Genomic DNA, 26,913 nt, shown 5'->3' with positions numbered 1-26,913 from the left:
GACGCCCGCCCCCGTGACCGACGCCGCGCCCGCCGCCCCGCTGAAGCCCCCCGCCCGACCTGCAGGCCAGTGGGCCTTCGACGTTCTCCTGTGGGGCGGCATCGCGCTCGTCCTGGCGATCAGCTTCGGGCCGGCGGAGATGGCCAAGTTCCCGCGCCTGTTCACCGGCTCGGAGAACATGCGCCTGTTCGGCCAGGCCTTTCTGAGGCCCGACTTCGAGCTCCTGCCCTTCTACGTCGCCCAGATGTGGCTGACGATCCAGATGGCCATGTGGGGTACGGCGCTGGCGGTTCTGCTCGCCATTCCGCTCGGCCTGATGGGGGCGCGCAACATCGCCCCGCCGGCCATCCAGTGGCCCGTGCGCCGGGTGATGGACGTGCTGCGCTCGGTCCCCGACCTGGTCATCGGCATGGTCTTCGTGGTCGCCGTGGGCCTGGGCCCCTTCGCGGGCGTCATGGCGCTGGCGCTCAACACCGGCGGGGTGCTGGGCAAGCTGTTCTCCGAGGCGGTGGAATCCATCGACAAGGGCCCGGTCGAGGGCGTGCGCGCCACCGGCGCCCACCCGCTGCAGGAGATCGCCTGGGGCGTGGTCCCGCAGGTGGCGCCGCTGTGGACCTCGTACGCCCTCTACCGCTTCGAATCCAACAGCCGCGCGGCCACCATCCTGGGCCTCATCGGCGCCGGCGGCATCGGCCAGATCCTCTTCGACAGCCTCAACAGCTTCAACTATTCCCGCGTCGCGGCCATCGCCCTCGTGATCGTGGTGGCGGTGACGCTCATCGACCTGCTCAGCCAGGCGATCCGTTCGCGGCTGCTGTAGGGCCGCTCAGACGTCCAGATAGGCCGACATCAGCATCAGCAGGATGAAGCCCGCCGCGAAGGCGGGGCTGGAAATGCGCAAGGGGGCGCCGGGCTTGTCGGCCTCGGGCACGATCTGTTCGATGGTCGCGAGAAGCAGCAGGCCCGCGAAGAAGGACAGGGCCAGCGCCATGGTGACGTCGCCCGCTCCGCGCAGGACGAGGTAGCCCGCCGCTGCGCCAGCCACCGGAGTCAGAGGATAGGCGCAGGCTGCGATCAGGCGGCGGGACCGCGGGACGTCGGCGGCGCGGAAATTGGCGGTCACGGCGAAGCCGCCGGGAATGTTGGCCGCCACCTGGCTGAGCGCGAGCAGCAGCCCGAGGCTGCCGGAAACCGCCGAGCCGGCCCCAGTGGTCAGACCGTCGATCAGCAGGTCGGTGGCGACCGCGGCGTAGACCCCCCAAAGCCCAGCGCGGCCTTCGCCTGAGCCGAGCCGTCCCCGAATCCAGCCCGTGGTCCGCATCAGGAGGATGGAGGCCACCGCCCCGCCCATGAAGCCGATGGCCAGCAGCCACTGCTCGCCGCGGCCCACCGCGCGCGGCATCAGCTCGACCGCCACCACCGCGGCGGCGATGCCGGCCGCCGCATGCAGGGCCGCGCCGGTCAGCCAGGGCGGCGGCTGGCGCCACTCGGCCACGAGGGCCCCGGCGAGGGTGCCCGCGGCCGGCAGCAGGGCGATGAGCAGCAGGGTGGCGAGATCGGGCACGGGGCTCTTCGGCGGCGAAAGAACGGTCGCCTCCCGCAACGCGCATGGGCGTGCTTCGGCTCAGCCGCGGCGGACACGGGCTCTTGAACGCCCCGCCGGCGCCGCATATCTGGGCGCCCTGAGGCCACGACCTCACCGCGCGAGCGGCTTCCGCCCGGGACGGCCCGGCGATCTTCGAAAGAGGCGCCCGATGGCCTGGATCCTTCTCCTCATCGCCGGACTGTTGGAGGTCGTCTGGGCCTTCCTGATGAAGCAGTCGGACGGCTTCACCCGGCTCTGGCCCACCCTCGGGACCTTCGCCTTCATGGCCGCCAGCTTCGGCCTGTTGGCCATGGCCATGCGCAGCCTGCCGCTCGGGACCGCCTACGGCGTCTGGACCGGCGTCGGCGCGGTGGGCGCCTTCCTGGTCGGGCTGGTCGTGCTGGGCGAGCCGGCCAACCCCATGCGGCTGGCCGCCGCCGGGCTCATCGTCTCGGGCCTGGTGCTGATGAAGCTGTCGAGCAGCGCCTGAGGCGCCTCATCGCAAGGCAGCCCGCCGGAAAGTGCGGCGCGGCGGCCGATGGGATTTGCCGGCCGGCCGCGGCCCTCGTGCGCTGGGGCGGTGAAACGGCTCCGCCAGCTCCTCCACCTGATCCTCGCCGTCCGCGCCGGGCGGCTCGGCGGCCTGTGGACCGCCCCGCGCGGCTGAGCGCCCTCAGGCGATCGGCAGGTCGAACATCAGCTGCCGCGTGAAGCGCACCGGCGGCGAGCCATAGCCCAGCACCTGGTCGTGATAGGCCTTCATGTCGAAGGCCGCGCCCGCCTTGGTCTGCGCCTCGCGCCGCAGCGCCCAGTGTTCGCGCCAGCCGACGAAATAGGTGGGGAGCTGGGCCGAGGAGACCCGCGCCCGCGTCCACTTGCCGGCCGCCTCGCGCTCCTGCTGGAAGGCGTCGTGGGTCATCAGGCGCATGGCGCGCGCCTCGTCCCAGCCCTCCACATGGACGCCGATGTCGAGCAGGGCGTTGGCCACCACCCGCAGCAGGAACTTCAGATTGGCCAGGCGGTAGAGCGGATGGCCGTCGCGGTGGCCGGCCTCGACCATCACGTCCTGGGCGTAGCAGGCCCAGCCCTCCACGAAGGGACCCGACCAGAGCACCGAGCGCAGGATCGAGGGATAGCGGTTGGAGTGGGCCAGCTGCAGGTAGTGGCCCGGCGTCGCCTCGTGGGTGGTCAGACCCTCCAGCGTCCAGTTGTTGTATTCGCGCAGGAAGGAATCGGCCTGTTCCGCCGTCCAGTCCTCGGGGATGGGCGAGATCTTGTAGAAGGTCGGCAGGCCGCGATCGAGCGGACCGGGCGGATCGCAGTAGGCCACGGCCACGCCGCGCTGGAACTCCGGCGTCAGCACCAGCTCCACCGGCTCGGTGGGCGGAGTGACGATGGGGTGGGTCGCGACGAACTCGATGGCTGCGGCCAGCTTGGCCTCGCAGACCTCCACCAGGGTTTCAGGCGTGGCGCGGTCGGCATAGACGAACTCCATGGCCGCGGCGATGGCGGCCTGCCGTTCCTCGTCCGTGGGCGCCTCGGGCAGGGCGGGGGCTTCGGGGCGGCCGGCCAGCACCTCGCGCGACAGGCCGTACATCTCGCTGCGGATGTCGGCGAGCGCCTGCTCGGCGGCCGCCTTGATCTCGGCGCGGGAGAGCGAGCTGTTGAGCGCAAAGCGCAGCTTGGCGTCGTAGAGGTCGGCGCCCAGACGCCATTCCCCTGCGGCCTGGGGAACGAGGGTCCCGTCGATCCAGGCCTGGTGCTCGGCGATGGCCGCCTTGGCGGTCGCCGCGGCCGCCTGCAGCCGGGCGCGCTCCGGTCCCGAGAGGGCGTCCGCCTCGGCCAGCAGCAGGTCGACCAGACTGACCAGGCCCGCATTCTGGCCGGCCACCGTCTGGGCGTGGATCTTCGGCGTGCGGGCCGGGACGAGCGTCGCGCGCGTGCCGGCGAGCAGGGCGGGATAGGCCTCCATCCGCGCCGTGGCCGAGGCCAGCCGGGCCGTGATCGGCGCGAAGTCGCGGGCGATCAGGCTGTAGAGGGCGCCGCCCGCCATCTCGTTGTGGATCAGCGGGTCCCAGGCGTGCGCCTGCAGGGTCTGGGCCGACCACACGTCGCCCGCCAGGCTGTTGCGCAGGAGGGCGGCGTCCACCTGCCGGTCGCGCGACAGGGCGCTCGTCTCGATCGCCTCCAGCCGGGCCAGCAGGGCCGCCGAGGCCGCCGCCTTGGCCGCCCAGCCGGCGGGCGACAGGTCGTCCACCTGCGCGTCGTAGCGATGGTCGCCCATGGCCGTGGCCCAGATGGGCGAAAGCCTGGCGCTGGTCTCCAGCCAGTCCTTGCCGAGCGCGTCGAAGGCGGCGTCGGCCGGGCTGGTCGCCGGCGTCGGCGCGGCGCGCGCCTGCGAGAGCGGCAGGACCGCCGCGGCGCCCAGCGCCATCAGGGCGCGGCGGGAAAGGAGCAGGGACATGGGAAAGGCCTCGAACCGGTGCTGTGGCGATACTGTCGGCCGGACGCGCGCCGTCAGTCCATCAGCTTCTGCATCAGATAGACGTAGTGGCGGGCCCAGCGCTGCGCGTTCAGCTCCGGATCGGCGTCGTTGGCGTGGCCGCCAAAGGTGTTCTCGAAATAGATGTAGGGCGAGCCCATCGCCTCCAGGGCGGCGGCGAACTTGCGCGCATGGCCGGGATGCACCCGGTCGTCGCGGGTGTTGGTGGTGATGTAGGGCTCCGGATAGTCCACGCCGGGCTTGAGGTTCTGATAGGCCGAGTAGCGGGCGATGAAGGCGCGGTCCTCCGGAACCTCCGGGTCGCCATATTCGCCGATCCAGGACGCGCCGGCCGGCAGCCTGTGATAGCGCAGCATGTCGATCAGCGGGCTTTCGATCACCACGGCGTTCCACAGTTCCGGATGCTGGGTCATCGAGACGCTGGTCAGCACGCCGCCGTTGGAGCGGCCATAGATGCCCAGATGCTCCGGCGAGGTGATCTGTCGCGCGAAGAGGTCGCGGGCCACGGCGGCGAAGTCGTCGAAGGCGAGCTGGCGCTTTTCCCGCAGGACCGACTGGTGCCAGGCGGGGCCGAATTCGCCGCCGCCGCGGATGTTGGCGATCACATAGGCGCCGCCCTTCTCCATCCAGAGCTTGCCGGCCTCGGGCATGTAGATGGGCGGCTTGGCGATCTCGAAGCCGCCATAGCCGTACATCAGGGTCGGGATCTGGCCGTCCAGGGCCGCGGCCTTCGGCCGGACCACGAAATAGGGGATCTGCGTCCCGTCCGACGAGGCGGCCCAGAACTGCTCCACCAGGTGGGTCGAGGCGTCGAACCGGGCCGGCAGCTCGCGCGCGACCTTGGCGCTCATGGCCGAAGCGTCGGCGAACCACAGGCTGGTGGGCTCAAGGAAGCTCTCCACCTTCACGAAGAGGGCGTCGTCCTCGGACGCCAGGTCGGTGAGCGTGATGTTGGCGTCGGCGGGCAGGGGCAGGCGGGCCGAGGTCCAGCGGCCGTCTTCGAAGTCCCACACGTCGACGGCGCCCTTCACGTCCTCCAGGAGGGCGACGATCAGCTTTCCGTCGGTGGCGCCCGCCGTCTGGACCGCCTGGCGCGGTCCGGGCGCGAAGATCGCTTGCGCCTTGGCGGCCGCCGGGGCGGCCTTCAGCGCGGCCAGGTCGAAGGCGACGAGCGCGCCTTGCGGCAGGTCGCCGAAGGCCTCCTGCAGGGAGAAGACCGCCTGGCCGTCCACATAGGCCTCGTACTCGGCCTTCTTGGGCAGGGGGATGCGCTGCGGGCCCTCCGGGGTCAGCAGCATGAAGTCGCTCTCGTAGAAGGTGATCCCCCGGCGGGCGATCACCGCCTCGGCCCGGCCGCCCTCGCCGCGCAGGACGATGGGGGAGACCGAGACGTCGGTTTTCTCGCCGCGGAAGAGCTCGCGCGTCTCGCCGCTGCGCTTCAGCTCCTTGAGCACATAGGCGTAGCCGGATTCCGTCACCTCGCCCGGCGTCCATTCGCGGGCGACCAGCAGGGTGTCGGCGTCGAGCCAGGCGGCGCTCTGCTTGCCCTCGGGCAGGTGGAAGCCGCCGTCGACGAAGGCGCCGCTGCGGGTGTCGAACTCGCGGACCTCGACCGCGTCGCCGCCGCCGTCGGAGAGATCGACCAGGCAGACGGCCTCATCCGGCTTGCGGCAGTCGGCGCCGTGGAAGAACCAGTTGCGGCCCTCGGCCTGACCCAGCGCGTCCACGTCGATCAGCACCCGCCAGTCGGGCGCGCCGGCCAGGTAGCTGTCCCGGCTGGCGTGGCGCCACAGGCCGTGCGGATGCTCGGCGTCCTGCCAGAGATTGTCGACCCCGCCCGCGCGGAAGGCGGGCGTGGCGATGCGGTCTTCAGCGGTGAAGATGGCGCGGGCCTCCGCCAGCAGCGCCGGGTAGCGCGGATCGCCGGTCAGGCGCGCCAGCGCCTTCTCGTTCTGCGCCTTCACCCAGGCCAGCGCCCGGGGGCCGTCCACCGCCTCCAGCCACTGGAAGGGGTCGGGACCGTCGATCGTGGGAAGCACGGGTTCGGCCGCGATCGCCGCGGCGGGGAAGAGGATGGCGGCGCAGAGCGCGGGCAGCACAGCTTTCATGCCGTCCTTCCTAGATCGGCGGGGCAGGATCTGTCTTCCCCCGCTCGCGCGCGCATGATGATTTTGCGACCGCTCTCGCCTATATGTCGCCGGCCATGAGCCGTCCGTTCCTGAAGATGAACGGGCTCGGCAACGACTTCGTCGTGGTCGAGGCCCGGGAAACCCCCTTCGCGCCCAGCGCGGAGGAGGTGCGCGCGATCGCCGATCGCGAGCGCGGGATCGGCTGCGACCAGCTCGTCTCGCTCGAGCCTTCGACCAACGGCGCCGACGTGCGCGTGCGCTTCTGGAACGCCGACGGCGAGGAGGTCGGCGCCTGCGGCAACGGCTCGCGCTGCGTCGGCTGGCTGGTCATGGAGGCCACAGGCCGCGACGAGGCCGTGCTGGAGGTGGGCGAGCGCATCCTGCGCACCCGACGGGCCGGCGACCGCCTCGTCTCCGTCGACATGGGCGAGCCGGGTCTGGACTGGACGCAGATCCCGCTCGAGGAGCCGATGGACACCCGCGGCGTCGAGCTGCAGGTCGGCCCCATCGACGCGCCCCTGCTGCACACGCCCGGCTGCGTCTCCATGGGCAATCCGCACGTCGTCTTCTTCGTCGACGACATCGAGACCGCCCCCGTGCGCGAGGTCGGCCCGATGATCGAGCATCACCGCCTGTTCCCCGAAGGCGTCAATGTCGGCTTCGCGGAAGTGAAGGCCCGCGACCACATCCGGCTGCGCGTCTGGGAGCGGGGCGCAGGCCTGACGAAGGCCTGCGGCACCGGCGCCTGCGCCGCCCTGGTCGCCTGCGCCCGCCGGGGCCTCACCGACCGTGTGGCGCGGCTGGAGCTGGACGGCGGCGACCTGACCATCGAGTGGCGCGAGAGCGACGGCCACGTGATCATGACCGGCCCGGCCAGCGTCGACTTCACCGGCGTGCTGCCGTGAGCGGGGCCGATCCCAAGGGCGTCGACATCGTCACCTTCGGGTGCCGGCTGAACGCCTATGAGAGCGAGGTCATCCGGGCCCGCGCCGCGGAGGACGGGCTGTCCGACGCCATCGTCTTCAACACCTGCGCGGTGACGAACGAGGCCGTGCGCCAGGCCCGCCAGGCGATCCGAAAGGCCCGCCGCGAACGGCCGGGCGCCAAGGTGATCGTCACCGGCTGCGCGGCCCAGATCGACCCCGCCGCCTTCGCCGCCATGGACGAGGTCGACCTCGTCCTGGGCAACGCCGAGAAATCCGCGGCCGGCGCCTATGCCGAGCGGCCGGCCGCCAGCCCTTCCGAGGGCAAGGTCCGGGTCAACGACATCATGAGCGTGCGCGAGACCGCCGGTCATCTGATCGACGGGCTGAAGGACCGGGCGCGGGCCTATGTGGAGGTCCAGAACGGCTGCGACCATCGCTGCACCTTCTGCATCATCCCCTATGGCCGCGGGAACTCCCGCTCGGCGCCGGCCGGCGAGGTGGTCGAGCAGGTCCGCCGCCTGGCCGCCGAGGGCTATTGCGAGGTCGTGCTGACCGGGGTCGACGTGACCAGCTGGGGCGCCGACCTGCCGGGCGAGCCGACGCTGGGCCAGCTCGTCGGGCGCATTCTGAAGCTCGTCCCGGACCTGCCGCGCCTGCGGCTGTCCTCGATCGACGCGGCGGAGATCGACCGCGACCTCCTGCGCCTGTTCGCCGAGGAGGAACGGCTCGCCCCCTATCTGCACCTGTCGCTGCAGGCGGGCGACGACATGATCCTCAAGCGCATGAAGCGCCGCCACAGCCGGGCCGACGCCCTGCGGCTGGTGGAGGAGGTGCGCGCCGTGCGCCCGGACACAGCCTTCGGCGCCGACCTGATCGCCGGCTTTCCCACCGAGACCGACGAGATGTTCGCCAACACGCTGAGGCTGGTCGAGGAGGCGGGGCTCTCCTTCCTGCACGTCTTCCCCTTCAGCCCCAGGCCCGGCACGCCGGCCGCGCGCATGCCGCAGCTGCCGCGCAGCGTCGTGAAGGCCCGCGCCGCGGCGCTCCGCCAGGCCGGCGAGGCCGCCCTCGACCGGCATCTGGCGCGTCAGGTGGGCCGCACCCTCGACGCTCTGGTCGAGCGGCCGGGCCTCGCCCGCGCGCCGGACTTCACCGAGATCGCCTTCGAGGGCGAGGCGCAGGTCGGCCAGATCACGCCGCTCTCCATCGTCGGGCACGCCGAGGGCAAGGCCCGCGCGGTGACTCCGGCCCTGCTGGCGGCGGAATAGCCGCCGCCCTCAACGCCGCCGGGGCGTGTGGGCCAGGCGCAGGATGTTGGCCGCGCCCGGCGAACCCATGGGCAGGCCGGCGAGGATCAGGATGCGCTGGCCGGGCGGGGCGAGGCCCAGGTCGAGGGCCGCGTCGGTGGCGACCTTGGCGAGCGATTCCGAATCCGTCGGCTGTTCGACCACCCGGGCCTCGACGCCCCAGGTGAGCGCGAGGCGGCGGGCGACGCCCAGATGCGGCGTCAGCGCCAGGGCCGGCTGCAGGGGCCGCTCGCGGGCGAGCCTCAGCGCCGTCTGGCCGGTGGTGGTGAAGCTCGCCAGACAGGCGATGGCCGAGCGCTCGGCCGCGCGGGCGGCGGCCGCCACCAGGGCGTCGGCGTCGTCGTCCTCCAGCGGGAACTCGGCGTCCATCAGCTCGGGCCAGCGGGGATCGCGCTCCACCCGCTCGATGATGCGGTTCATGATGGTCACCGCCTCCAGCGGGAACTGGCCCGCCGCGGTCTCGGCCGACAGCATCAGGGCGTCGGCGCCCTCATAGACCGCCCCGGCCACGTCGGAGGCCTCCGCCCGGGTGGGCGTCGGCGCCGAGGTCATGGACTCCAGCATCTGGGTGGCGACGATCACCGGCAGGCCGCGCAGTCGGCAGGCGCGGATCAGCCGCTTCTGCACCACCGGCACGTCCTCCGGCGCCAGCTCTACGCCCAGGTCGCCGCGCGCCACCATGACCGCGTCGCAGAGGTCGAGGATCTCGTCCAGCGCCTCCAGCGCGGCCGGCTTCTCGATCTTGGCCAGGACGGCGGCGCGGCCCTGCACCAGCTGGCGCAGCTCGGCCATGTCGGCGGCCCGCTGGACGAAGGAGAGCGCCACCCAGTCGACGCCCTGATCCAGGGCGAAGGCCAGGTCCTTGCGGTCCTTGTCCGTCAGCGCCGGAATGGGGATCGGATGGCCCGGCAGGTTGAGGCCCTTGTGGTTGGACAGGGTCTCTCCGACCGTGACCTCGGTCTCGGCGAAGTCGGGGCCGTGGCGCAGGACGCGCAGGCGCACGCGGCCGTCGTCGATGAGGATCTCCGCGCCCGGCTTCACCGCCGCCAGCACCTCCGGATGGGGCGCGCAGACGCGCGAAGCGTCCCCCGGCGTGGGGTCGAGGTCGATGCGGAAGGTCTGTCCGGGCCGGATGCGCACCTGGTCGTCGGCGAACCGGCCGAGCCTCAGCTTGGGCCCCTGCAGGTCGGCCAGGACGGCCAGCGGCCGACCGACGGCGGCCTCCGCGCCCCGCACGGTGGCGATGGCGCGGGCGTGGTCGGCGTGGGTCCCGTGGCTGAAATTGACGCGGAAGACATCGGCGCCGGCGCGGGCGAGCGCCTCCACCTTGGACGGATCGCGGCTGGCGGGGCCCAGGGTCGCCACAATCCGGGCGCGACGGTTGCGGATCATGGGGGCTCTGTTCCTAACTGTGCGGCCGAACGTCCGATGACCGGATGTCGCCTTGGCGGCGGTCGAAACGCAGCTTACCAAACCGCATCCGAAGCCATCGTAAAAAGGGACCCGGCCGACGCGGCAAGCCGGCGGGGCCGGAGGCGCCTTGTGATCCAGAACCTCGACCTCTTCCCCGTCGGCAACTGCGCCGCCAGCGGGCTGATCGACCGGCAGGGCCGAATCGTCTGGGGCTGCGTGCCGCGGGTCGACGGCGATCCCTTCTTCTCCACCCTGCTGTCGGACCGCGACCCCGGCGCGGAGGACGTCCAGGGCCTGTGGGCCATCGAGGCCGAGGACCTGGCCCATGTGCGCCAGTCCTACCTGCGCAACACGCCCATCGTCCGCACGGAACTGACCGACAAGAAGGGCGACACGCTCGAGATCCTCGACTTCTGCCCCCGCTACCGGCAGTTCGGCCGGGTCTATCGGCCCACCGCCTTTATCCGCCTGGTGCGGCCGATCTCGGGCACGCCGCGGATCCGCATCCGCCTGCGCCCGACGGTCAACTGGGGCGAGGCGCCCGCCAGGCGCACCACCGGCTCCAACCACATCCGCTATGTGGGCGGGCCGGCCACCATGCGGCTGACCACCAACTGCCCGGTCAGCCACATCACCGAGGAGCGGCTGTTCCGGCTGGAAGAGCCGATCGCCATGTTCCTCGGCCCCGACGAGGGCTTCGACGCCGACGTGGCGGCCACCACCAGCCGGATGCTCAACGAGACGCGCGACTACTGGCGCAACTGGGTCCGCACCCTGTCGGTGCCCCTGGAATGGCAGGAGGCGGTGATCCGCGCCGCCATCACCCTCAAGCTCTGCGCCTATGAGGAGACCGGCGCCATCGTCGCGGCGCTCACCACCTCCATTCCCGAGCATGCCGAGTCCGGGCGCAACTGGGACTACCGCTACTGCTGGCTGCGCGACGCCTATTACGTGGTCCAGGCGCTGACGCGGCTGGGCGCCGCCGACATGCTGGAGAACTATCTCGGCTATCTGCGCAACCTGGTGGACAAGGAGAAGGGCGGCCACGTCCAGCCGGTCTACGGGGTGGGCCTGGAGCCGGGCCTGGTGGAGCGCATCGCCCACGCCCTGCCCGGCTATCGCGGCATGGGTCCGGTGCGCATCGGCAACCAGGCGCACGAGCACCTGCAACACGACGTCTACGGCCAGATCATCCTGTCCACCGTCCAGGCCTTCTTCGACGAGCGCCTCCTGCGGCCGGCGACGGTGGAGGATTTCCGGGCGCTGGAGCCCGTGGGCGAGCGGGCCTACGAACTGCACGCCACCCCCGACGCCAGCCTGTGGGAATTCCGCGGCCGCGAGGCGATCCACACCTATTCGGCGGTGATGTGCTGGGCGGCCTGCGACCGCCTGGGCAACGCCGCCGTCCAGCTCGGCCTGCTGGAGCGCGCCAAGTACTGGAACGACCGGGCGCAGGAGATGCGCGAGACCATCGAGAGCCGGGCCTATAACGAAAAGCTCGGCCGTTTCGCCGCCACCTTCGACGGCGAGGAGCTGGACGCCAGCCTGCTGCAGCTGGTGGACGTCCGCTTCGTCCCGGCCAGCGACCCGCGCATGAAGGCCACCATCGAGGCGGTGGAGAAGGGCCTGCGCCGCGGGCCCTACATGCTGCGCTACGCCATTCCCGACGACTTCGGGGAGCCGAAGACGGCCTTCAACATCTGCACCTTCTGGCTCATCGAGGCCCTGCACCTGTCGGGCCGGGGCGACGAGGCGCGCGATCTCTTCGAGGAGATGCTGACACGCCGCACGGCCGCGGGCCTGCTGTCGGAGGACATCTCCTTCGACGGGAACGAACTGTGGGGCAACTACCCCCAGACCTACTCCCTGGTCGGCCTGATCAACTGCGCCACCCTGCTGTCCAAGCCCTGGGCGGCGGTGCGGTAGGCGGGCGGGCTCAGGCCTTCGCGCGTTCGCCGAAGAGGGCGGAGCCGACGCGGACGCTGGTGGCGCCGAAGCGCACCGCGGTCTCGAAGTCGCCGCTCATGCCCATGGAGAGCTTCGCCACGCCGTTCCGCGCCGCGATCCTGGCCAGAAGGGCGAAATGCGGGCCCGGCGGCTCCTCGGCCGGCGGGATGCACATCAGACCCTCGACCGCCAGGCCGTAGGCGTCCCGGCAGGCGGCGATGAAGGCGTCGGCCTCCGTCGGGACGACGCCGGCCTTCTGCTCTTCCTCGCCGGTGTTCACCTGCACATAGAGGCGCGGGCAGCGGCCGGCCTTCTGCGCCTCTTGCGCCAGCGCGCGGGCCAGCCTGTCCCGGTCGAGGCTCTCGATCACGTCGAAGAAGGCGACCGCCTCCCGGGCCTTGTTGGTCTGCAGCGGTCCGATCAGGCGAAGCTCGATCTCGCCTCGCCGATCGGCCCATCGCTCCATGGCCTCCTGCACGCGGTTCTCGCCGAAGACGGTCTGGCCGGCGGCCAGCACGGGCGCCACACGGTCCCAGGGCTGTTGCTTCGACACCGCCACCAGGGTCACATCGGCCGGGTCTCGGCCGCACGCCCGCGCCGCCGCGGCGATGCGGGCCAGAACCTCGGCGCGGGCGGCGGCGGGATCGAAGGGGGATTCAGGCAGGCTCATGGGCGACAGCTTCTGGGATCTTTCGCGGACCGCCTGGTCCTTAAGCCGCCGCGCGGCCGCGCAAAACCCCCTGCCGCCCCTGCTCCTCTTCACCGATCCGGCCCGCACGCCCGATCCCATGGCCGCCGCCGCCGCCCTGCCCACGGGTTCGGCCGTGGTCTACCGCGCCTTCGGGGCGGCGGAGGCGCCGAAGATCGCGCGCGAGCTGCGGACCCTGACCGCCCGGCGCGGCGTCCGGCTGCTGATCGGGGCTGACGCCGCCCTGGCGCGAGCCGTCGGGGCCGACGGCGTCCATCTGCCCGAGCGGCTGGCCCCTCGGGCGGGGCCGCTCCGGCGGGCGCGCCCCGGCTGGATCATCACGGCCGCGGCCCATTCCCTGCCGGCCGCGCGGCGGGCCCTGGCGGCCGGCGCGGATGCGGTCGTGGTCTCGGCGGTCTTCCCCAGCCGCTCGGCCAGCGCCGGCCCGCCCCTGGGGGCGCTGCGCTTCGCCCGCCTGGTCCGCGCCGCCGGCGGGCCGGTCTACGCCCTGGGCGGGGTGAACATGAAAAACGCCCGCAGGCTGCTGGCCTCGGGCGCGGTCGGTCTGGCGGCGGTGGAGGGGCTGGCGCCCGGAAGGATTTAGAAGCGGAGGGCGGTTTCGAGCCGGACGCGCGGGGTGGACTCGGTCGGCTGGGTCTTCTTGAAGGCCGGCTCTTCCTTCTCGCCCAGGGCCACCGCGCCGCCGACGCGAAGGCTGGGCGTGACGCGGAAATAGGCGCCGGCCTGGACGTCGTTCAGCTGCACATCACGGCCGGAGGGCTGATCAAGGTCGAGCGTGACGCCCCACCGGCCGTTCTGCATGTCCCACTTCAGGGTCTTTCCCCCCTGAGGCAGGGCTTCGCTGCGGACGGTGAAGTCCATGTCCTTCGCCTTGGTCTGCGCATGCGCGCCGGCCGCGCCCAGAAGGGCCGCCGAAAACGCAACAAACGCCACCGTCCGCTTGGACATCTTCACCGTCAAAGGGCCCCCTGCGCCCCAGGTCGCCTCCGGCAGATCGCCGGTCTTGACCGTCGGACCGATTAGATGCCCCCAACGCGGCCGGTCAACTGCGGGATGCGAGTCTCCCGGCCCTGTGGACAAGATGGCCGCTTTCTGTGGCGCCGCCGCCACGTGATTCCTGTTTGGCGCCTGTGCTGTCGTTGTTATAGAGGGCCGGGCGCGGGGCGGCGCCGCGGCGCGATCACGACGCGGAAACTATCACTGGAGGCGGATGAATATGCCGTTTGTGCGCGGAGCCTGGATTCGGAACACCTCTTCCGTCGTCCTGGCCCTTGGCCTTTTCTCGCTGACCGCCTGCGCCTCGCGCGGCGACGACGGCGACGGTTTCCGCCTGTTCGGCCGGGGCGGCGACGAGCCGGCGGCCGCCGACGCCGCCGCCATCGCGGTGAACGGCTATCTGTGGCGCGCCAGCCTCGACACCCTGTCCTTCATGCCGCTGGCCTCGGCCGATCCGTACGGCGGCATCATCATCACCGACTGGTACGTGAATCCGGAAAAGCCGGACGAGCGCTTCAAGGCGACCGTCTACATCCTGGATGCGCGCCTGCGGGCCGATGGCCTGAACGTGTCCATCTTCAAGCAGGTCCGCGGCCCCGAGGGCGGCTGGGTCGATGCGCCCGCCGCCGGCCAGACCGAGGTGGACATCGAAAACGCCATCCTGACCCGGGCCCGCCAGCTTCGACTTTCGAACATCCGGGGCTGACGCCCCGGGGCGCGTTCAGCCTCGCTCCTCCGAACGCGCCGTCTCATTCGCGACCGGCGCGTCCGAAGGGATTCGCCGGTCTTCCCGTTCCGATCTGAAGACCCCGAAGGCAGCCCCCGATGGCGCGCTACAATCCCAAGGACGTCGAGCCCAAATGGCGTGAGGCCTGGACCAAGGCCGACGTCTTCAAGGCCGAGATCAAGCCCGGCCAGCCCAAATACTACGTGCTGGAGATGTTCCCCTATCCGTCGGGGCGGCTCCACATGGGCCATGTGCGCAACTACGCCCTGGGCGACGTGGTGGCGCGCTTCAAGCGGGCGCGCGGCTTCAACGTCCTCCATCCCATGGGCTGGGACGCCTTCGGCCTGCCCGCCGAGAACGCCGCCATGGAGCGCGGCGTCGATCCGCGCGGCTGGACCTACGACAACATCGCGCGCATGCGCGACGAGCTGAAGCAGCTGGGCCTGTCCATCGACTGGAGCCGCGAGTTCGCCACCTGCGACGTCGACTATTACGGCAAGCAGCAGGCCTGGTTCCTGGACCTGTACGAGCGCGGCCTGGTCTATCGCCGCGAGGGCGTGGTCAACTGGGACCCGGTGGACCAGACGGTCCTGGCCAACGAGCAGGTGGTCGACGGCCGCGGCTGGCGCTCCGGCGCGGTGGTGGAGAAGCGCAAGCTGAACCAGTGGTTCATGCGCATCACCGACTATGCCGACGACCTGATCGAGGGGCTGAAGACGCTGGACCGCTGGCCGGAGAAGGTCCGGCTGATGCAGGAGAACTGGATCGGCCGCTCCCAGGGCCTGAAGTTCCGCTTCCCCTGGGCCGAGGCCGCGCCCGCCGGCTTCGAGGACGGTCTGCAGGTCTACACCACCCGGCCCGACACCCTGTACGGCGCAAGCTTCGTCGGCATCGCCCCCGACCATCCCCTGGCCGAGCAGCTGGCGGCCGCCGACCCGAAGGTGGCCGACTTCATCGCCCAGTGCCGCAAGGGCGGGGCGAGCGAGGCCGAGATCGAGACGGCCGAGAAGATCGGCTATGAGACCGGCCTCTTCGTCCGCCATCCGTTCAACCCCGACTGGAAGCTGCCGGTCTGGATCGCGAACTTCATCCTGATGGACTACGGCACGGGCGCCATCTTCGCCTGCCCGGCCCACGACCAGCGCGACCTGGACTTCGCCCGCAAGTACGGCCTGCCGGTGCGGCCCGTGGTCCTGCCGCCGGGCGAGGATCCGGCGAGCGTGACCATCGGCGACGAGGCCTATACGGGGCCCGGGACCATCTTCAACTCCGCCTTCCTGGACGGGCTGGACGTGCCGGCCGCCAAGGCCGCAGCGGTGGCCAGGGTCGAGGAAGCCGGCCTGGGCGAAGGCGCGACCGTCTATCGCCTGCGCGACTGGGGCGTGGCCCGCCAGCGCGGCTGGGGCTGCCCGGTGCCGGTCATCCACTGCGCCAAGTGCGGCGTCGTGCCGGTTCCCAAGGACCAGCTGCCCGTCGCCCTGCCCGACGACCTGGAGTTCGGCAAGCCGGGCAATGCGCTGGACCGCCATCCCACCTGGAAGCATGTGGACTGCCCGTCCTGCGGCGGGCCAGCGACGCGCGAGACCGACACGCTCGACACTTTCGTGGACTCGTCCTGGTACTTCGCCCGCTTCACCGACCCGACCGCAGAGGCGCCCATCGACAAGGCGGCGGCCGACTACTGGCTGCCGGTGGACCAGTATGTCGGCGGCATCGAGCACGCGGTCCTGCACCTGCTCTACGCCCGGTTCGTCACCCGGGCCCTCGCCGACGAGGGCATGCTGTCGGTGAAGGAGCCCTTCGCCGGCCTGTTCACCCAGGGCATGGTCACTCACGAGACCTATCGCCGCCAGTCGGGCGAATGGCTGGAGCCGAACGCCGTCGAGATCGAGACGAGCGGGAACACCCGCCGCGCCGTCCTGATCGAGACCGGCGAGCCGGTGGTGATCGGCGACGTCGAAAAGATGTCGAAGTCCAAGAAGAACACCGTGGCCCCGGAAGAGATCTTCGAGGTCTACGGCGTCGACGCCGCGCGCCTGTTCGTCCTGTCCGACAGTCCGCCCGAGCGGGACACCCAGTGGTCGACGGCCGGCGTCGAGGGCGCCTGGCGTTTCGTCAACCGCGTCTGGGCCGAGTTCGACAGCCAGCCCGCCGCCGTCCCGCCGGCCGAGCCGGACGCGCAGGCGGCCGAGCTGCGCCGCGCCGCGCACCGGCTGGTCAAGGCGATGACCGAGGCGGTGGACTCCTTCCGCTTCAACTCGGGCATCGCGCGCCTTTACGAGTTCCTGAACGTGCTCAAGGCCCATCCGGCGCAGGGGGCCAGCCCCGGCCTGCTGGCCGCGCGCACCGAGGCCCTGTCCGTCTTCGCCCGCCTGGTCGCCCCCTTCACGCCGCACCTGGCCGAGGAGTGCTGGGCCCGCATCGGCGGCGAGGGCCTGGTGGCTGTGGCCCCCTGGCCGGACTACGACCCGGCGCTGGCCGAGGACGCCGTCAAGCTCCTGCCGGTGCAGGTCAACGGCAAGCGCCGCGGCGAGATCAGCGCGCCCGCCGGCGCCGAGCCGGCCGATGTGGAGAAGTTGGTGCTTGACGATCCGGAGATCGCGCGGCGCCTTGAGGGCCTGACCATCCGCAAGGTGATCGTGGTCAAGGACCGCATCGTCAACATCGTGGCCAACTGAGGCGTTCCGACGTGAAGCAGACCCGCTCCCTGGTGCTCCTGGCCTGCGCCGGCCTCCTGCTGGCCGGCTGCGGCTTCCGCCCGCTCTATGCGGAAAGCGGCGTCACGTCCGGCCTGTCGGGCGTCGTCGTCGCCGCGCCGGAAGGCCGGGCCGGCTATCTCGTCAACGAGGCGCTGGAAGACACGCTGATGCTGCGCCCCGGCGCGGCCGCGCCGTCCTGGCGCCTCGACCTCGACATCTCCGAACAGCGCTTCCCCCGCGGCCTGCGGGTCGACAACGTGGCCACGCGGTACGAATACGTCCTGACGGCGGCCTACACCCTGCGCGCCCTGCCCTCCGGCGATCCGGCCAAGACCGGCCGGGTCCGGGTGGAGCTGACCTACGATTCCGCCGACCAGCCCTACGCCTCGGTCGCCGCCCAGCAGGACGCCCAGGAGCGGGCCGCCGCCGAGGCCGCCCGGCGGATCGAGCTGGAGCTCGCCGCCTGGTTCGCCGACCAGGCCGGCGCCTGACGGGGCGGCCGGCATGATCCTCTCCCGCCGGCCGGACATCGAACGCTTCCTGGCCCGGCCGGACGCCGCCGTCCGCGCCGCGCTGATCTATGGCCGCGACATCGGCGTGGTGCGCGAGCGGGCCAACCAGCTGGCCGGCAAGGTGGTCGAGCGGCCGGACGATCCCTTCGACGTCGCCCTGCTCACCGACGCCGATGTGGACGGCGACGCCGGTCGTCTGGAAAACGAACTGGCCTCCCAGTCCCTGATGGGCGGCCGCCGCCTGGTCCGACTGAAGCTGTCGGTGGAGAAGGCCAGCCTCGACAAGATGGCCGCCGAAGCGCTCAAGCGCCACGCCGAGGGCGAGTTCAATCCCGAGGCCTTCTTCCTGATCGAGGCCGGGGCGCTGGACCGCAATTCGGCCCTGCGCCGCAATGCGGAGAAGGCGAACGCCTGCGCCGCCATCCCCTGCTACGAGGACGAGCCCGGCGACATGGCCCGCCTGGTGCGCGAGGCGCTGACCGCCGAGGGTGTGGGCTTGAACTCCGATGCGCTCGCCCTCTTCGTCGCCCGCCTGCCCCGCGACCGCGGCGTGGCCCGCCAGGAGATCGAGCGGCTGATCCTCTATCTGGGCCCGTCCAGCGGCATGACGGCCACGCCGAAGGACCTGGAGGACTTCATGGGGGTGGAGCCGGAAGCCTCCCTCTTCGACGCCGCCTCCGACGCGTTCGGCGGCCGCATCGCCGAGGCCCAGGCCGCCCTCCGCCGCGCCGCCGCCGAGGGCGAGACGGGCCCGGCCGCCGTGCGCGCCATCGGCCAGCACCTGGCCAAGCTGCGCCGCACGCTGACCCTCGCCAAGAGCGGCGCGGGCCTGCAGGAGGCGGCCAAGGCCTCCGGCGTCTTCTGGAAGAACGAGCGGGAGTTCCTGCGCCAGGCGCGCGCCTGGAACCTCGAGCTCCTCGACGCCGTCCAGCCCGAGATCCTCGCCGCCGACCGCGCCTGCAAGACCGCCGGCAGCCCCGACCGCCTCATCGCCGAACGCCTGGCCCTGACGATCGCGGCGCGGGCCAAGCGGATGGGGCTGTAGGGGCGCCGTGCGTCCTTCGAGGCTCGCTCCGCTCGCACCTCAGGAGGAGGGGCGCGGGAGCGAGGCTTCAGTTCGACCTCATCCTGAGGCGCCCTGCGCAAGCAGGGCCTCGAAGGACGAGGGCGGTCGCAGGGCCGCAAACCCCCTCAGCCGCCTTCGGCGGCAGCTCCCCCTGGAAGGGGGAGCATCTTAGGGCTGAGCGTCCAACGAGCGCTGCGCAGATCCTCCCCCTCATCGAGGGGGAGGTGGCCCGGAGGGCCGGAGGGGGCCCCACGGACTCAGCGTGGTCGGGGTGTCTGTCGATAAGCCACTGAATATAGACCAGAATTCAACCCGTGCGCGACAGGCGGCGGCAGAGGTCGTCGAGCTGCTCGAGCGTGGCGTACTTGATCTTCAGCTCGCCGGCGCCGCCGCGGTCGGCGATCTCGACCGAGAGGCCCAGCACCTCGGCGAGGTCGTTTTCCAGGGCGAGCGTGTCGGTGTCCTTGGCGCCGCCGCCGCCTGAGCGGCCGCCGCCGGACGTCCGCCCCGCTTCCGGCGCCGAGCCCTTCCGGACCAGGGCCTCGGTGTCGCGCACCGACAGGTTCCTGGCGATCACCTGTTCGGCGAGGGCCTCGGGGTTGTCGGCGGTGATCAGGGCCCGCGCATGGCCGGCGGTGAGCTTGCCTTCCACCACCATGTTCTGCACCGAGCCGGGCAGGTTCAGGAGGCGCAGCATATTGGCCACGTGGCTGCGGCTCTTGCCCACCACCTGGGCCACCACCTCCTGGGTGCGGCCGAAGCGGTCCATCAGCACGGCGTAGCCGCGGGCCTCTTCGATCGCCGAGAGGTCCAGCCGCTGGACGTTCTCGACGATGGCGATCTCCATCACCTGCAGGTCGTCGAGCTCGCGCACGATGACCGGCACGGTGTGCAGGCCCGCCCTCTGGCTGGCCCGCCAGCGCCGCTCGCCGGCGACGATCTCGTACTGGCCGTCGTGGCGGGTGCGCACCAGGATGGGCTGCAGCACGCCGCGCTCGCGGATGGAGTCCGCCAGTTCGGCCATCTCCTCCTCGCGGAAGACATGGCGCGGCTGGGACGGGTTGGGATGCAGGAGCTCGATCGGCGCGTCGCGATAGCCGGTGGCCGGCGGGCGCGCGGCCGGGGCGGCCGCCTCGCCGCCCTCGCCGGCCTCCACCGGAACCTCGTCCTCCACGTCGCCCAGAAGGGCCGACAGGCCCCGGCCCAGGCCCCTGCGGTTCTCCGCCATGCTCATCAACGCTCCCTAGGCGGCGGCCTTGGCGCGCCGCCGGCGCTCGCGCGCCACCACCTCGCGGGCCAGTTTCAGATAGGCCTGGCTGCCCGCACATTTCAGATCATAGACCAGGACCGGCTTGCCGAAGGACGGCGCCTCCGACACCCGCACATTGCGCGGGATCATGGTCTCGTAGACGGTCTCGCCGAAATGGTCGCGCACGTCGCGGGCCACCTGTTCGGAGAGGCTGTTGCGCCGATCGTACATGGTCAGCACCACGCCCTGGATCTCCAGGGCCGGATTGAGGCTGCCGCGCACCAGCTCCACCGTCCGCATCAGCTGGGTCAGGCCCTCCAGGGCGAAGAACTCGCACTGCAGGGGGACCAGCACCGCATCGGCCGCCGTCATGGCGTTCACCGTCAGCAGGTTCAGCGACGGCGGGCAGTCGATCAGCACATAGGTGAAGTCGCCCTCGCGCCGGATCCTGTCCAGGGCGTCGCGGAGCTTGAAGGACCGCCGGCTCTGACCGCCCAGCTCCAGCTCCACCCCCGAGAGGTCCGGATCGGCCGGGATCAGGTAGAGGCCCGGCAGGTCGGTGGCCACCACCGCCTCGGTCGCCGGCTTCTCGCCCATCAGCACGTCGTAGAGGGTGGTCTTGCGCTTCGCCCGGCCGACGCCGAGGCCGGTGGAGGCGTTGCCCTGCGGGTCGGAGTCGATCAGCAGCACCTTCTCGCCCACGGCGGCCAGCGCCGTGCCGAGATTGATGGCCGTGGTGGTCTTGCCCACCCCGCCCTTCTGGTTGGCGATCACGAGGATGCGGGCCTTGGCCGCCGCCGCCGGGGCGGCCGGCGCCTCCTTCACCTCAGCTTCGGCGGGCATGGACCTGGCTCCTTACGCGTAGGATGCGGCCGCGGGGATCGCTGGCGCTGGGGATCTGTTCGGACTCGAAGCGCCAGGCGGCGCGGGCCTCCTCCACCTCGGCGGCCACGTCCTGGCCCTTGAGGAAGAGGCCCTCCGCGCCGCGGTCGAGATAGGGCTTGGCGTAGCCCAGCAGGCGGGTCAGGGGGGCGCAAGCCCGGGCGGTGACGATATCCACATCGAGGCGCAGGTTTTCCGCACGGTCGTTATGGATGGTGGCCGGCAGGTCCAGCGCGCCGACCACCTCGGCGAGGAAGCGGCAGCGCTTGGCCATGCTCTCCACCAGGTGGACGTGGAAGCCCTCGCGCCCCTGGCCCAGGATGGCGAGCACGAGTCCGGGCAGGCCGGCCCCGGCGCCCAGATCGGCCCAGGTGCGGGCTTCGGGCGCCAAAGAAATGAGCTGGGCGGAGTCCCACGCATGCCTTCCCCAGAAGTCGGGCAAGGTGGCGGGACCGACCAGATTCATCCTTTGATTCCAGTCGGTTAGGAGCTCTCGGAAGGTCTCCAGAGCCGAAATCTGCGCTTCCGAGGCCCCGCTGAGGCGCACAAAATCCGAAGCGTCGATGGGGGATAGGCCGCTGTGCGCCACAGGGCCGATTTTTTCAGGGCCCTTCTCGGCCGATTTCGCCCCCGAGGCGGTCGCCGCGCCGGTCACGCCGCCACCTTGCGCCGCACATGGGCGAGCAGGGCCGTGAGCGCACCGGGCGTCACGCCCTCGATGCGGGCGGCCTGGCCGAGCGTCAGCGGTCGGACGGCGGCGAGCTTCTCGCGCACCTCGTTCGAGAGACCGCCCACGGTCGCATAGTCGAGCTCGGCCGGCAGACGCAGGTCCTCGTCGCGGCGGAAGGCTTCGACGTCGGCGGCCTGGCGATCGAGATAGCCGGCATAGGAGGCGTCGATCTCCACCTGCTCGCGCACGGCCGGCGACCAGGCGCCGATCTCCGGCCACAGGGCGGCCAGGTCCGCAAAGCCGATGGTCGGATAGGCGAGCAGCTGGACAAGGTTGCGCACCACCCCGTCGGCCTTGACCGGCAGGCCGGCCTTGGCCGCCTGGGCCGGGGTCAGGGTCAGTTCGGCGGCGCGGGCCCGGGCGCCGGCCAGAGCGGCGGATTTCTCGCCGAAGGCGGCGGCGCGGTCAGCGCCCACGACGCCCAGCTCGATCCCCTTGCCGGTCAGGCGCTGGTCGGCGTTGTCGGCGCGCAGAGTCAGACGGAACTCCGCCCGGCTGGTGAACATGCGGTAGGGCTCGGTCACACCGCGTGTGACCAGGTCGTCGATCAGCACCCCGATATAGGCCTCGTCCCGGGCGAAAACGTGCCCCTCCCCGCCGCCGGCGGCGCGGGCGGCGTTGAGGCCGGCCACCAGGCCCTGGGCGCCGGCCTCCTCATAGCCCGTGGTGCCGTTGATCTGGCCCGCGAGATAGAGGCCCGGCAGGCGCTTGACCTCCAGGGTCGGATAGAGCTCCCGCGGATCGACATAGTCGTATTCGATGGCGTAGCCGTAGCGCTTCACCCGGACGTTCTCGAGACCCGGAATGGTGCGCAGGAAGAGGTCCTGCGTCTCTTCCGAGACCGAGGTCGAGATGCCGTTGGGATAGACGGTGTCGTCGTCCAGCCCCTCCGGCTCCAGAAAGATCTGGTGGCTCGTCTTGTCGGCGAAGCGGACGACCTTGTCCTCGATGGAGGGGCAGTAGCGCGGGCCGCGGCCATTGATCCGGCCGCCATAGACCGCCGATTCCGACAGCCGCTCGGCGATGATCCGGTGCGTCTCTTCGGTCGTATAGGTGATGCCGCAGGCGATCTGCGGGGTGGTGATCGCCGCCGTCAGAAAGGAGAACGGCGTCGGCGGATCGTCCGCCTGCTGCATCTCGAGCCGGTCCCAGGCGATGGAGGCCCCGTCCAGCCGCGCCGGCGTGCCGGTCTTCAGCCGGCCCATGGCGAGGCCCAGATCATAGAGCCGGTCGGCCAGGCCGATGGCCGGCGCCTCGCCCGCCCGGCCCGCCGGAATGCGGCGGTCGCCCAGGTGGATCAGACCTTTGAGGAAGGTGCCCGTGGTCAGCACGACGCGGCCGGCGGCGTAGGTCTCGCCGCTCGCCCCCGCCACGCCCGCGACCCGGCCGTCCCGGACGATGAGGTCCTCGACCGCCTCGGCGCGGATTGTCAGGTTCGGCGTGGCGACCAGCTCGGCCTGCATGGCCTCGCGATAGAGCCTGCGGTCGATCTGCGACCGGGGACCCCGCACGGCGGCGCCCTTGGAACGGTTCAGCAGGCGGAACTGGATGCCGGCGGCATCGGCCATGCGGCCCATGACGCCGTCCAGGGCGTCGATCTCGCGGACCAGGTGCCCCTTGCCCAGGCCGCCGATGGCCGGGTTGCAGGACATCTCGCCGATCGTCTCGACCTTGTGGGTGAGCAGCAGGGTGCGCGCGCCCACCCGCGCAGCCGCGGCCGCGGCTTCGCAGCCCGCATGGCCGCCGCCGATCACGATCACGTCCCAGGTGGAGTTGGCTGACATTGCGGTCGTTCGTCTTCAAAGCACGGACGCCCCCGCGCAGGCGGGGGCGAGCCCTCGCTATATAGGCGAAGTGCGGGCGAACGTCGACGCTGCGGGGCGTCGCACGAAGCGGTTTGGGGCGGAGCGACGGTTACCGGCGCTGTCGCGCCGGCCCCCTCCGGCCCTCCGGGCCACCTCCCCCTCGCTAAGGGGGAGGATCTGCTCTGCGGCTGCGGGGGCCCGGTGAGAAGATGCTCCCCCTTAGCGAGGGGGAGGTGGCCCGGAGCGACTGAAGGGGCCTACTGCGCCTGTTTCACGTGAAACGCCGGAGGGGTAGCGCTCGGCCCTACCGGCGCTGTTTCACGTGAAACACAGGCTTAGGCTCACGCACGATGTTCCACGTGAAACATCACTTCCCGATGCAGAAGCTGGAGAACACCCGGTCCAGCACATCCTCCGGATGGATGCGGCCGGTGATCCGGTCCAGCGCTCGCGCCGCGAGCCGGACGTCTTCGGCCGCCAGTTCCGGCTCAGGCTCCGGACCCGCCGCCCGTCGCAGGCGGTCGGCGGCTTCCAGCAGCAGGGCCTGGTGCCGCAGCCGTGTGGCCGCCGGCGGCTCAGCCCCGCCCAGGGCCTCGACCACCCGCTCGGTCAGGGTCTGTTCGAGCCAGGCGAGGTCGTTGGGGCTGCGGGTCGTGAACGGCGTCCCGACCGAAGCGGACTCCCCGAGATCACGCTTCGTGGCCAGGATGAGGTCGTCGCCGCCCACCTCCGGCGGCGCCGGCCCCGGGTCCGGATCGGTCCCGTCCACCAGCCAGATCCGCAGGTCCGCGCCGGCCGCCCAGGCGCGCGCGCGCCGCACGCCCTCGGCCTCGATCTCGTCGGCCGTGTCCCGCAGACCGGCCGTGTCGGCGACGATGACCTTGTAGCCGCCCAGGACCAGGGGGACCTCGATGATGTCGCGCGTGGTGCCCGGCGTCGCCGTGACAATGGCCGCCTCGCGCCGGGCCAGGGCGTTCAGCAGGGTGCTCTTGCCCGCATTGGGCTTGCCGACGAGCGCGATCCGGTAGCCTTCGCGCACCCGCTCGCCCCGCTCGGCGGCGCCGGCCGCGGCTTCGATCTCGCCGATCAGCTCCGTCAGGATGGGCCGGGCCCGGGCGGCGACGTCCTCGGGGATCTCCTCGTCGGGAAAGTCCACCGCAGCCTCGAAGACCGACAGGGCCTCGATCAGCCCCTCGCGCCAGCGGGCCTGGGCCTGGCTCAGGCGGCCGCCGAGCTGGTCGAGCGCCTGGCGCCGCTGGGCCGCCGTCTCGGCCTCGATCAGGTCGGCCACCCCCTCGGCCTGGGCGAGGTCGAGCTTGCCGTTCTCGAAAGCCCGCCGGGTGAATTCGCCGGGCTCGGCCAGCCGCAGGCCCAGGGCGGCGAGGGCCTGCAGCACGCCGGCCACCACGGCGGGGCCGCCGTGCACGTGAAACTCCGCGGAGTCCTCCCCGGTATGGCTGGCCGGACCGCGGAAGAAGAGGACGAGCGCCTGGTCCAGCACCGCGCCCTGCCCGTCCCGCAAGGTCCGCACCACAGCCTCGCGCGCCCGCGGCGCTCGGCCGGCCAGGGCGCGAACGGCCTCGCGCGCCCGCGGCCCGGAAACGCGGATCACCGCGACGGCGGCCCGGCCCGGCGCGGTGGCCGCGGCGTAGATGGTGTCGCTCATTTGGGCCGATTGCCGCCCATGGCGCTTTCGGCCGCCGCCGTCATCAGCTTGCGGAACTGCTCCTGGGCGCCGACGCCGAAGGCCGTCCAGGCCTTCATCAGCTCGTCGGGCGAAGCCATGGCCATATTGGCCTCCATCCGCTTGCTCATCTCGGCGACCATCTTCTCATTCAGCTCAGTCACGTCGGGCAGGCCCAGGAAGGCGCGCGCCTCGGCGGGGGTGCAGTCGATCTCGACGGACATCTTCATGGGAAGCCTCCCTTGCGCGCCCAAGGCCTAAGGGCGCAGTGACGACAATGTTATGGTCCTGCGCTAGGGACGCAGGCTAGTAGCCCTGCGCCCTTATGGCGCACGCTTTGCGGCGACCTTTCGGAACGGAGCATAGAATGGCCGGCGAAACCCTTCAGATCCAAACCCCCGACGGCGCCTTTTCGGCCTATGTGGCCAAGCCCGCCCAGACGCCCGCCCCGGCCATCGTGGTCCTCCAGGAGATCTTCGGCGTCAACAAGGTGATGCGGGACATCTGCGACGACTACGCCGCCAAGGGCTATCTGGCCGTCTGCCCCGACCTCTTCTGGCGGATCGAGCCGGGCGTCGACATCACCGACCAGTCCGAGGCCGAGTGGAAGAAGGCCTTCGAGCTGATGAACGCCTTCGACCCCGACCAGGGGGTGCGCGACATCCGCGCCGTGATCGATCAGGTCCGCGGCTCGGCCGACTGCAACGGCAAGGTGGGCGCGGTGGGCTTCTGCCTGGGCGGCCTGCTGGCCTTCACCACCGCCACCCGCACCGACGCCGACGCCTGCGTCTCCTTCTACGGCGTGGGCATCGAGCAGCGCACCGGCGAGGCCGAGCGCCTGGCCCATCCCCTGCTGATGCATATCGCCGAGGAGGACCAGTTCGTGCCCAAGCCGGCCCAGGACCTGATCCTCAAGGCCCTGAAGAACCATCCGCAGATCGAGATCCACACCTATCCCGGCCGCGACCACGCCTTCGCCCGCAAGGGCGGCGAGCACTACCACGAGGCGGACGCCCAACGCGCCCAGCAGCGCACCGACGCCTTCTTCAAGCAGCACCTGGGCTGATCCTCATGCGCGCCATCCGCATCGAGTCCGTCGGCGGGCCGGAGGTTCTCCGCCTCGTCGAGGTGGAGACGCCGCAGCCGGGGCCCGGCGAGATCCTGGTCCGAAACCAGGCGATCGGCCTCAACTTCATCGACACCTACCACCGCTCCGGCCTCTATCCCGTCAAGCTGCCCTCGGGCCTGGGCATGGAGGGGGCCGGACTCGTCGAAGCCGTGGGCGAGGGCGTGACGCGCTTCTCGGCGGGCGATCTGGCCGCCTACGCCTCGGGGCCCATCGGCGCCTATGCCGAGTTTCACGTGGTGAAGGCCGACCGCGCCGTGAAGCCGCCGGCCGGCGTCGGCGCCGATGTGGCGGCCGCGGCCCTGCTGAAGGGCATGACGGCGGAATTCCTGCTGCGTCGCTGCTATCCGCTGAAGGCCGGCCAGACGATCCTCGTCCATGCCGCCGCCGGCGGCGTGGGCTCCATCCTCGTCCAGTGGGCCAAGGCCATCGGCGCCATTGTGATCGGCACGGCCGGGTCCGAGGAGAAGGCGGCCCGCGCCCCGCGAGTTGGGCGCCGATCACGTCATCCTGTACCGCCACGAGGACGTGGCGGCGAGGGTGCGCGAGATCACCGGCGGCGCCGGCGTGCCTGTGGCCTATGACTCCGTGGGGGCGGCGACCTTCGAGGGAACGCTCGCCAGCCTGGCGCGGCGCGGCCTCTTCGTCTCCTTCGGTAACGCCTCGGGCCCCGCCCCGCCGGTGGAGCCGGGGCGGCTGTCGCGGATGGGATCGCTCTTCCTCACCCGGCCGACCCTGTTCGACTATGTCGCGACCGTGGAGGAGCTGGACGAAAGCGCCCGGGCCCTCTTCGACGTCATCGCCAAAGGCCAGGTGCGCATCGACATCGGCCAGACCTTCCCGCTCGCCGAGGCCCGCCGCGCCCACGAGGCGCTCGAAGGCCGGGAGACCGTGGGAGCCTCGCTGCTGGTCCCTTGA

The 26,913-nt window shown here is 71.5% G+C and carries 23 protein-coding genes and 1 pseudogene; 12 read left to right on the top strand and 12 right to left on the bottom strand.

What is annotated here, in order from left to right; translation table 11 throughout:
* The first annotated feature begins 40 nt into the window (after positions 1 to 40).
* Positions 41 to 820, top strand: a complete 780-nt coding sequence (phnE, locus tag H2041_RS17955; RefSeq protein WP_293415096.1) for a phosphonate ABC transporter, permease protein PhnE — start codon at positions 41 to 43, stop codon at positions 818 to 820.
* 6 nt (positions 821 to 826) lie between these two features.
* Here the strand turns inward: phnE and H2041_RS17950 are convergent, their stop codons facing one another.
* Entirely contained in the window at positions 827 to 1,564 is a 738-nt protein-coding gene (locus tag H2041_RS17950) for a hypothetical protein (RefSeq protein WP_293415088.1), read from the bottom strand.
* A 190-nt stretch (positions 1,565 to 1,754) separates the two neighbouring features.
* On the opposite strand from H2041_RS17950, the gene H2041_RS17945 reads away from it, so the two are divergent.
* Positions 1,755 to 2,075: a multidrug efflux SMR transporter gene (locus H2041_RS17945; protein WP_293415086.1), complete on the top strand. Its 321-nt coding sequence runs from the start codon at positions 1,755 to 1,757 to the stop codon at positions 2,073 to 2,075.
* Between the two features lie 183 nt (positions 2,076 to 2,258).
* Here the strand turns inward: H2041_RS17945 and H2041_RS17940 are convergent, their stop codons facing one another.
* Positions 2,259 to 4,049 carry a DUF885 domain-containing protein gene (locus H2041_RS17940; protein ID WP_293415084.1) on the bottom strand — a complete coding sequence of 597 codons (1,791 nt, stop codon included), beginning with the start codon at positions 4,047 to 4,049 and terminating at the stop codon, positions 2,259 to 2,261.
* A 53-nt stretch (positions 4,050 to 4,102) separates the two neighbouring features.
* Positions 4,103 to 6,196, bottom strand: a complete 2,094-nt coding sequence (locus tag H2041_RS17935; protein ID WP_293415082.1) for a prolyl oligopeptidase family serine peptidase — start codon at positions 6,194 to 6,196, stop codon at positions 4,103 to 4,105.
* 95 nt (positions 6,197 to 6,291) lie between these two features.
* On the opposite strand from H2041_RS17935, the gene dapF reads away from it, so the two are divergent.
* Complete coding sequence (gene dapF, locus H2041_RS17930; protein ID WP_293415080.1) at positions 6,292 to 7,122, top strand: diaminopimelate epimerase; 831 nt, start codon at positions 6,292 to 6,294, stop codon at positions 7,120 to 7,122.
* Complete coding sequence (gene mtaB, locus H2041_RS17925; protein WP_293415078.1) at positions 7,119 to 8,411, top strand: tRNA (N(6)-L-threonylcarbamoyladenosine(37)-C(2))-methylthiotransferase MtaB; 1,293 nt, start codon at positions 7,119 to 7,121, stop codon at positions 8,409 to 8,411. The genes dapF and mtaB overlap by 4 nt, the downstream gene beginning before the upstream one ends.
* A 9-nt stretch (positions 8,412 to 8,420) precedes the next feature.
* On the opposite strand, the gene pyk is transcribed toward mtaB, so the two are convergent.
* Positions 8,421 to 9,842: a pyruvate kinase gene (gene pyk / locus H2041_RS17920; protein WP_293415076.1), complete on the bottom strand. Its 1,422-nt coding sequence runs from the start codon at positions 9,840 to 9,842 to the stop codon at positions 8,421 to 8,423.
* Between the two features lie 150 nt (positions 9,843 to 9,992).
* Here pyk and H2041_RS17915 point away from each other — a divergent pair, with 150 nt between their 5' ends.
* Positions 9,993 to 11,789: a glycoside hydrolase family 15 protein gene (locus tag H2041_RS17915; protein ID WP_293415074.1), complete on the top strand. Its 1,797-nt coding sequence runs from the start codon at positions 9,993 to 9,995 to the stop codon at positions 11,787 to 11,789.
* A 10-nt stretch (positions 11,790 to 11,799) separates the two neighbouring features.
* On the opposite strand, the gene H2041_RS17910 is transcribed toward H2041_RS17915, so the two are convergent.
* The gene (locus H2041_RS17910; protein ID WP_293415072.1) at positions 11,800 to 12,480 is read right to left on the bottom strand and encodes a YggS family pyridoxal phosphate-dependent enzyme; all 681 of its coding nucleotides are present in this window, start codon (positions 12,478 to 12,480) and stop codon (positions 11,800 to 11,802) included.
* Here H2041_RS17910 and H2041_RS17905 point away from each other — a divergent pair.
* The gene (locus H2041_RS17905; RefSeq protein WP_293415070.1) at positions 12,479 to 13,102 is read left to right on the top strand and encodes a thiamine phosphate synthase; all 624 of its coding nucleotides are present in this window, start codon (positions 12,479 to 12,481) and stop codon (positions 13,100 to 13,102) included. The genes H2041_RS17910 and H2041_RS17905 overlap by 2 nt on opposite strands.
* On the opposite strand, the gene H2041_RS17900 is transcribed toward H2041_RS17905, so the two are convergent.
* Complete coding sequence (locus H2041_RS17900) at positions 13,099 to 13,467, bottom strand: NtrZ family periplasmic regulatory protein (protein ID WP_293415068.1); 369 nt, start codon at positions 13,465 to 13,467, stop codon at positions 13,099 to 13,101. The genes H2041_RS17905 and H2041_RS17900 overlap by 4 nt on opposite strands.
* Positions 13,468 to 13,735: 268 nt before the next feature.
* Here H2041_RS17900 and H2041_RS17895 point away from each other — a divergent pair, with 268 nt between their 5' ends.
* The 4 genes from H2041_RS17895 to holA all read left to right on the top strand — a co-directional run bounded on the left by H2041_RS17895 (position 13,736) and on the right by holA (position 18,498).
* Positions 13,736 to 14,221: a DUF3576 domain-containing protein gene (locus tag H2041_RS17895; protein ID WP_293415094.1), complete on the top strand. Its 486-nt coding sequence runs from the start codon at positions 13,736 to 13,738 to the stop codon at positions 14,219 to 14,221.
* Positions 14,222 to 14,340: 119 nt separating this feature from the next.
* Positions 14,341 to 16,920 (top strand): leucine--tRNA ligase, encoded by a 2,580-nt coding sequence (gene leuS / locus H2041_RS17890; protein ID WP_293415066.1) that lies wholly within the window; start codon positions 14,341 to 14,343, stop codon positions 16,918 to 16,920.
* Between the two features lie 11 nt (positions 16,921 to 16,931).
* Positions 16,932 to 17,432 (top strand): LPS assembly lipoprotein LptE, encoded by a 501-nt coding sequence (lptE, locus tag H2041_RS17885; RefSeq protein ID WP_293415064.1) that lies wholly within the window; start codon positions 16,932 to 16,934, stop codon positions 17,430 to 17,432.
* 13 nt (positions 17,433 to 17,445) lie between these two features.
* Positions 17,446 to 18,498 carry a DNA polymerase III subunit delta gene (holA, locus tag H2041_RS17880; protein WP_293415062.1) on the top strand — a complete coding sequence of 351 codons (1,053 nt, stop codon included), beginning with the start codon at positions 17,446 to 17,448 and terminating at the stop codon, positions 18,496 to 18,498.
* A 328-nt stretch (positions 18,499 to 18,826) separates the two neighbouring features.
* On the opposite strand, the gene H2041_RS17875 is transcribed toward holA, so the two are convergent.
* From H2041_RS17875 to H2041_RS17850, 6 genes are all read right to left on the bottom strand, one after another.
* On the bottom strand, positions 18,827 to 19,747 hold the full coding sequence (locus H2041_RS17875; protein WP_293415092.1) for a ParB/RepB/Spo0J family partition protein: 921 nt from the start codon (positions 19,745 to 19,747) through the stop codon (positions 18,827 to 18,829).
* A 15-nt stretch (positions 19,748 to 19,762) separates the two neighbouring features.
* The gene (locus H2041_RS17870) at positions 19,763 to 20,611 is read right to left on the bottom strand and encodes an AAA family ATPase (protein ID WP_293415060.1); all 849 of its coding nucleotides are present in this window, start codon (positions 20,609 to 20,611) and stop codon (positions 19,763 to 19,765) included.
* Entirely contained in the window at positions 20,595 to 21,248 is a 654-nt protein-coding gene (gene rsmG / locus H2041_RS17865; RefSeq protein ID WP_293415090.1) for a 16S rRNA (guanine(527)-N(7))-methyltransferase RsmG, read from the bottom strand. Before rsmG ends, H2041_RS17870 begins: the two co-directional genes overlap by 17 nt.
* A gap of 53 nt (positions 21,249 to 21,301) precedes the next feature.
* On the bottom strand, positions 21,302 to 23,164 hold the full coding sequence (mnmG, locus tag H2041_RS17860; protein WP_293415058.1) for a tRNA uridine-5-carboxymethylaminomethyl(34) synthesis enzyme MnmG: 1,863 nt from the start codon (positions 23,162 to 23,164) through the stop codon (positions 21,302 to 21,304).
* A gap of 388 nt (positions 23,165 to 23,552) precedes the next feature.
* On the bottom strand, positions 23,553 to 24,851 hold the full coding sequence (mnmE, locus tag H2041_RS17855) for a tRNA uridine-5-carboxymethylaminomethyl(34) synthesis GTPase MnmE (protein WP_293415056.1): 1,299 nt from the start codon (positions 24,849 to 24,851) through the stop codon (positions 23,553 to 23,555).
* Positions 24,848 to 25,099: a DUF6489 family protein gene (locus H2041_RS17850; protein ID WP_293415054.1), complete on the bottom strand. Its 252-nt coding sequence runs from the start codon at positions 25,097 to 25,099 to the stop codon at positions 24,848 to 24,850. The genes mnmE and H2041_RS17850 overlap by 4 nt, the downstream gene beginning before the upstream one ends.
* A gap of 137 nt (positions 25,100 to 25,236) precedes the next feature.
* Between H2041_RS17850 and H2041_RS17845 the strand changes: the two genes are divergently transcribed.
* Positions 25,237 to 25,935, top strand: a complete 699-nt coding sequence (locus H2041_RS17845) for a dienelactone hydrolase family protein (protein ID WP_293415052.1) — start codon at positions 25,237 to 25,239, stop codon at positions 25,933 to 25,935.
* A gap of 5 nt (positions 25,936 to 25,940) precedes the next feature.
* Positions 25,941 to 26,913, top strand: a pseudogene (locus H2041_RS17840) (quinone oxidoreductase).

The sequence above is a fragment of the Phenylobacterium sp. genome, assembly GCF_013911965.1.
In the GTDB taxonomy this organism is placed as follows: domain Bacteria; phylum Pseudomonadota; class Alphaproteobacteria; order Caulobacterales; family Caulobacteraceae; genus Phenylobacterium.
This window is presented reverse-complemented; position numbering and strand designations above follow the sequence as displayed.

Excerpts from the sequence above, each read along its gene's own strand:
- H2041_RS17945 (WP_293415086.1), top strand. The coding sequence starts at position 1,755 with ATGGCCTGGATCCTTCTCCTCATCGCCGGACTGTTGGAGGTCGTCTGG.
- H2041_RS17940 (WP_293415084.1), bottom strand. The coding sequence starts at position 4,049 with ATGTCCCTGCTCCTTTCCCGCCGCGCCCTGATGGCGCTGGGCGCCGCG.
- H2041_RS17935 (WP_293415082.1), bottom strand. The coding sequence starts at position 6,196 with ATGAAAGCTGTGCTGCCCGCGCTCTGCGCCGCCATCCTCTTCCCCGCC.
- dapF (WP_293415080.1), top strand. The coding sequence starts at position 6,292 with ATGAGCCGTCCGTTCCTGAAGATGAACGGGCTCGGCAACGACTTCGTC.
- pyk (WP_293415076.1), bottom strand. The coding sequence starts at position 9,842 with ATGATCCGCAACCGTCGCGCCCGGATTGTGGCGACCCTGGGCCCCGCC.
- H2041_RS17905 (WP_293415070.1), top strand. The coding sequence starts at position 12,479 with ATGGGCGACAGCTTCTGGGATCTTTCGCGGACCGCCTGGTCCTTAAGC.
- H2041_RS17910 (WP_293415072.1), bottom strand. The coding sequence starts at position 12,480 with ATGAGCCTGCCTGAATCCCCCTTCGATCCCGCCGCCGCCCGCGCCGAG.
- H2041_RS17900 (WP_293415068.1), bottom strand. The coding sequence starts at position 13,467 with ATGTCCAAGCGGACGGTGGCGTTTGTTGCGTTTTCGGCGGCCCTTCTG.
- H2041_RS17895 (WP_293415094.1), top strand. The coding sequence starts at position 13,736 with ATGCCGTTTGTGCGCGGAGCCTGGATTCGGAACACCTCTTCCGTCGTC.
- leuS (WP_293415066.1), top strand. The coding sequence starts at position 14,341 with ATGGCGCGCTACAATCCCAAGGACGTCGAGCCCAAATGGCGTGAGGCC.
- holA (WP_293415062.1), top strand. The coding sequence starts at position 17,446 with ATGATCCTCTCCCGCCGGCCGGACATCGAACGCTTCCTGGCCCGGCCG.
- H2041_RS17875 (WP_293415092.1), bottom strand. The coding sequence starts at position 19,747 with ATGGCGGAGAACCGCAGGGGCCTGGGCCGGGGCCTGTCGGCCCTTCTG.
- H2041_RS17870 (WP_293415060.1), bottom strand. The coding sequence starts at position 20,611 with ATGCCCGCCGAAGCTGAGGTGAAGGAGGCGCCGGCCGCCCCGGCGGCG.
- mnmG (WP_293415058.1), bottom strand. The coding sequence starts at position 23,164 with ATGTCAGCCAACTCCACCTGGGACGTGATCGTGATCGGCGGCGGCCAT.
- mnmE (WP_293415056.1), bottom strand. The coding sequence starts at position 24,851 with ATGAGCGACACCATCTACGCCGCGGCCACCGCGCCGGGCCGGGCCGCC.
- H2041_RS17850 (WP_293415054.1), bottom strand. The coding sequence starts at position 25,099 with ATGAAGATGTCCGTCGAGATCGACTGCACCCCCGCCGAGGCGCGCGCC.
- H2041_RS17845 (WP_293415052.1), top strand. The coding sequence starts at position 25,237 with ATGGCCGGCGAAACCCTTCAGATCCAAACCCCCGACGGCGCCTTTTCG.